4 protein-coding genes are annotated in these 4,830 nt (G+C 56.2%); 1 reads left to right on the top strand and 3 read right to left on the bottom strand.

Going from position 1 to position 4,830, the window contains the following annotated elements:
• The 3 genes from ACH2EH_RS10240 to ACH2EH_RS10230 form a co-directional block, all read right to left on the bottom strand.
• The coding region (locus ACH2EH_RS10240) for a glycosyltransferase (protein WP_395141342.1) at positions 1-904 on the bottom strand (904 nt) is incomplete at its 3' end.
• A 23-nt stretch (positions 905-927) separates the two neighbouring features.
• Positions 928-1,746 (bottom strand): 50S ribosomal protein L11 methyltransferase, encoded by an 819-nt coding sequence (gene prmA, locus ACH2EH_RS10235; RefSeq protein ID WP_395141340.1) that lies wholly within the window; start codon positions 1,744-1,746, stop codon positions 928-930.
• Positions 1,746-2,711 (bottom strand): Rpn family recombination-promoting nuclease/putative transposase, encoded by a 966-nt coding sequence (locus ACH2EH_RS10230; protein ID WP_395141338.1) that lies wholly within the window; start codon positions 2,709-2,711, stop codon positions 1,746-1,748. The genes prmA and ACH2EH_RS10230 overlap by 1 nt, the downstream gene beginning before the upstream one ends.
• Positions 2,712-2,815: 104 nt before the next feature.
• Between ACH2EH_RS10230 and ACH2EH_RS10225 the strand changes: the two genes are divergently transcribed.
• On the top strand, positions 2,816-4,830 hold a 2,015-nt coding region (locus ACH2EH_RS10225), incomplete at its 3' end, for an alpha/beta hydrolase family protein (protein WP_395141336.1).

Here is a 4,830-nt window from a genome sequence, read left to right as displayed (position 1 = left end):
CTATATCCGTTGTCACAACAGGTAGCCCTGCGGAGAACGCCTCTGTAAAACTCAGGCTAAATCCTTCGGAACCCGTATTTGCCTGGCAGTAAATATCTGATGCGACGAGTAGACGGGGCACATCTTTTCTGCGCCCAAGAAACCGTACTTTATCGGCGATTCCCAGCGACTTTGCTTGCTCTTGCAACGCCTCAAAATACTGCTGCTCCTTAGGGTTTTGTGGGCCTCCGGCGATCACAAAAACCCAGTGCGGAACTTCTTTCAAGAGTCCGAGAGCTTCGATAAGTTCCCGATGACCTTTCCAAGAGTCCATTCGTGTTGCTTGGAATATTACGACATCTTCTTCGAGTTGGAGTTCGGAGCGAACATCTGCTCGTTCATTTTTATATTGATCAAATATATCCGGAGAAAAAGGCATTGGATAGTTAATAATCGCACTCTTAATGTCAGGAAATAAGAGGTCTTTACCTGTTTGGAGCGTATGTTGGCTTACTCCAATCATAAGTTCTGGCTGATACTGCCGACAAGAAAGATCAACCCAATCCTTAGTAACGGGGCTATGCAAATAGAGGACAATAGGAATCTTATTGCGTTTTGCTACCGGTGCAAAAAGCCAATACGATTTGGCCATATGGCCTATAATTACATCCGGTTTAATTTTCCGTATGAGTTTATTGCACATCATCCGAGTCTGTAGAATCGTCCAAGGGCGACTAAATCTTGCCCTGGGCAACAGAACCAAATCGGCATTCACAGCTCTTAACTCATCAGTAAGCCGAGACTCAAAGCAAGTAGCAAATACATGATCCATGTCAGCCTCTTGATTTTCTTTTCGGGCTAAAGTCACCAAAAAAGTCTCAACCCCCCCATAAAGAACCCCAGCATGCAAATGCAATACCTTCATAGATCATCCTAACTTAGAGCATTTTACTCGCTTCGGGCTGAGATCGCGACCCACTCGCCCTCGGTCTCTACTGCCAGGATCGTTAAACCACGCGCTACCAGCCCCGCCTTCACGTCTTCGGTACGTGCTTCAATGATGCCCGAGACTATCAGCAGGCCACCGGGCTTTGTCGCAGCGACGAGTTCTTCGGCCATGCCCAGAATCACATCCGGCAGAATATTAGCGACCACAATATCAAACTGTCCGGGTGGCGGCAGGGTAGCTTCGAGGGCGAACACTTTTCCAACCATTGCATTGCGCTCGATATTCTCCCGGGCGATACGCACGGCCAGTGGGTCTATATCGGTGCAGCTCGCGCTGTGTGCGCCCAGTAAGACGGCTGCAATTGCCAGTATTCCGGAGCCCGTTCCCACATCGGTAAGTGTCTCACCGCCCTGGACATGTGTCTCCAACGCTCGCAAGCAAAGCCTCGTGGTGGCGTGCAGGCCCGTGCCAAAAGCCATGCCCGGATCCATCTCGACCACCAGATCACCAGGAAGGGGGGAGAACTCCTCCCAGCTTGGCTTGATAACGATGCGCTCCCCGATCCGTTGGGGCTTGAAGTACTGTTTCCACGCATTGGCCCAGTCTTCTTCCTGCACAAAACGAATCGTCACCTCACGTCCCGCAGCCTGACGCAATGCCAGCAGCGAGCCTTCAAGGCGCTCATCCACAGGCAAGTACCCGCGCACGGCGCTCGCATCGGCACTCCAGCCCTGACAACCCGCAACTTCCGTCAGCAGTGCCGCGTAGGGCTCCTGCTCATCGCCCACCACCGCAATTTCCATCTCAACCCAGCGCATTAGTTAGTAAATAATCCTTCTGGACTCGTGGCCGTCAGTAGACGGTCAAGAACTGCATTCAGCTCATCTTCAGCCTGTAGTGCCACGATACGTTGCTGAATCACCTCCGAGAGGCTTCCAAACTTTCGAGTTGCCATACGCAGCACTGCACTCTTCAAACCCTCTTGCATCCCCTCAGCACGGCCCTGTTGCATGCCCTGTTGCATGCCCTGTTGCATGCCCTGCTGCATGCCCTGCTGCATGCCTTTTTCCAGTCCCCAGCGTTCAAAAATGGTTGTCATCTCAAGTACCTCCGGTTCTCTTACCGTTCGTTGTTGCAATTCTACCTGCTCCTCTTGCGAGAGAGGTAAACCCAGTTCTACAACGCTGGTTACCAGCACTTGCTGCGCCGGATTCAGCCGATACGCCACAATTCGCTGCAGAACGTCTAACCAGCGCTCTATTTTAGCCGTCTCCGAGGAGCGCATCCATGCCGAGAGTGTGGCCCCCAGCGGGTTGTTCACCGCTTCGTAGTCTGCGGCGCTCAAGTCAGGTAAGCCTATAGCCAGATAGTGAAACGTCAGTAAGTCGAGTCCAAAGAGCGGCTCACGAACCGTCTCAACCACTAGCCCACCTGCACCCGGAGAAAGATACAGAACAATGGGCAGCACAGGCAACTTATAACGGCGGCGCAGGAGAAAATAGTAGTCCAACATACGCTCTGGAAAACTCACCGGGCGGCGACGGCTCTCGATCTCCACGTGAACCAAAATCAGTTCCGGCTTGCCCTCAAGGGTATTCACCTCAGTCACGATATCGGCTTCGTGCTGCTCACCTCGCGGAAAGTCGGTGAAAGCCTCTTTATCGAGGAACCTCAGCGTGCTCCAATCAAGCTGTTCCGCGATATGCGGATAGAACAGACGAATAAAATCAGGGAAAAACTCCCGGAGGAGTTCCTTGAAAACCTGATCTTTTTGTCCCGCCATCGCCCTATTCTATCGCAGAAGATCGTAATCCCAATTGTCACGACACATTAATATCACCGCTTCCGATCCGTGATTTCCTCGCGGCTAGGTACAATCCCTTGTAGATGCACTACCAAACTCCGGGCGATGATCTCGTTGCCCTTCTTGATGCCCCGCTGACGCCGCTTTCCTCGCTCTCACCGGATCGGTCGCACTTGCTGCTCATTGGCTACGAGCCGTATCCCCCAATTGCCGATCTAGCAAAGCTCTACGAGAAACTGGCAGGAGTGCGCTTTGATAGCACGCGACCGGGGACGCAGCGGCTCACGCGCTACACGAGCCTTGCGCTGCTCAGCACCGAGGATGGTAGCCAGCGGCAAGTTACCGGGCTTCCTGAGGGCATGATCCCTGGCGGGCCGGTTTGGAGCGATGACGGGAGCCGCTTCGCGTTCTATGTGGAGAGTCTCGGAGGAGGACTGGCGCTCGCGCTGGGCACGGTGGCCACGGCAACCGCACAAGTCATCCCTGGGCTTGCCCTGACCGACATGCTGTCCTCGCCCCTTCAGTGGGTGGATAACCAGACGCTGCTATTGACACTCGTGGCCGAACTTGGGGAATCTCCTCAGCCGCCCAAAGCACCCGAGGGCCCGATTGTTCAGGAGGCCAGCGGGAAGCAGACCCGAGCAGCGACCTACCAGGATCTTCTAACCAGCCCCTACGACGAAGCACTCTTCACACATCTTGCCACCGTCCAGCTCGCAACCTACTCGCTTGAAACACGAGAAACGACACTTGTGGGTGAGCCCCTGCTGGCGACGAGCGCCCGGCCCTCACCTGACGGAAAGTATCTGCTGGTCACGCGCCTTGTCCCGCCGTTTTCGTACCGTGTCCCCTACCAGCTCTTTGCACGGCGCACCGAGGTCTGGGCGATCGCGGACGGTGCGCATCTCCGCACCATCGCCGATTTGCCTATCAGCGATGAAGTGCCGCAGCAGGGCGTCCCGACCGGCCCACGTGCGATTTCCTGGCAGCCCAACGCGCCCGCAACGCTCCACTGGGTTGAGGCACTCGACGGGGGCGATCCGCTTGCGAAAATAGAACACCGCGACCGTGCGATGGCGCTAGATCTAGCCTCCGTTCCTGGGGCCGACTCTCCACGGGAGAGCTTTCGCCTGACACATCGCTTTGCCGGCTGGGACTGGCCCGACGATCCGAATACGGGGATTGTGACCGAGTACGACCGCGATAGACGCTGGCGGACGACCTATTATTTTTTGTGGGGGAACTGGGAGGCACGCCGAACGCTCTTTGATCTCTCGGTCAACGATGCCTACGGTGATCCAGGGAGTTTTATTACCACCCAGAAACCCACGGGGGAGCGGGTTCTCGATACCCGAAACGGCTGCGTTTTCCTGGCGGGTCGGGGAGCAACGCCTGAAGGAGACCGTCCGTTTCTCGATGCCTTTGATCTCGCGACGGGTGAGAAAGAGCGGATATTCACCTGCGGCAACGAGGGATTCGAGAGCTTCCTTGCCTTTGTCGGAGAGAAACTACTCACCAGCCGTCAGAGCCGCACGGAGCCGACGAATTTTTTCGTGGATGGCAGGCAGATCACAAACTACACCGATCCGCACCCTGAGGTCACCGGGCTCCACAAAGAAATGGTGCGCTACGAGCGTCTCGACAGTGTCCCCCTCTCGGGGATGCTCTACCTGCCGCCGGGAGTCACGCCGGAGTCGCGGCCTCATTTGCCCCTTCTCCTCTGGGCCTACCCGGAAGAGTACAGCGATGCAGCGACAGCGGGCCAGGTGCGCGGCTCCGACAAAACGTTCACTAGACTGATGGGCACCAGCCCTCTCTGGTTTCTGCTCCGTGGCTGGGCGGTGCTAATGGACGCGTCCATGCCCATTGTTGGTGACCCGGAGACGGCAAACGATACTTTTGCTGAGCAGATCGTCGGTGCCGCGAAGGCGGGTATTGAGACGCTTGTCGCGCGGGGAATCGCTGATCCAAGCCGGGTGATGGTGGGCGGCCACAGCTACGGGGCGTTCATGACAGCGCACTTACTCGCCCATGCTCCCGGGCTGTTTCGTGCCGGGATCGCGCGCTCGGGTGCCTACAACCGCACCCTTACCCCCTT

Source organism: Armatimonas sp. (genome assembly GCF_043760365.1).
In the GTDB taxonomy this organism is placed as follows: domain Bacteria; phylum Armatimonadota; class Armatimonadia; order Armatimonadales; family Armatimonadaceae; genus Armatimonas.
Note: the sequence above shows the minus strand (reverse complement) of the source record. Positions and strands in the feature narration are given on the sequence as shown.

Bases quoted from the DNA above. Each gene is read 5' to 3' on its own strand.
- prmA (WP_395141340.1), bottom strand. From the start codon at position 1,746: ATGCGCTGGGTTGAGATGGAAATTGCGGTGGTGGGCGATGAGCAGGAG.
- ACH2EH_RS10230 (WP_395141338.1), bottom strand. From the start codon at position 2,711: ATGGCGGGACAAAAAGATCAGGTTTTCAAGGAACTCCTCCGGGAGTTT.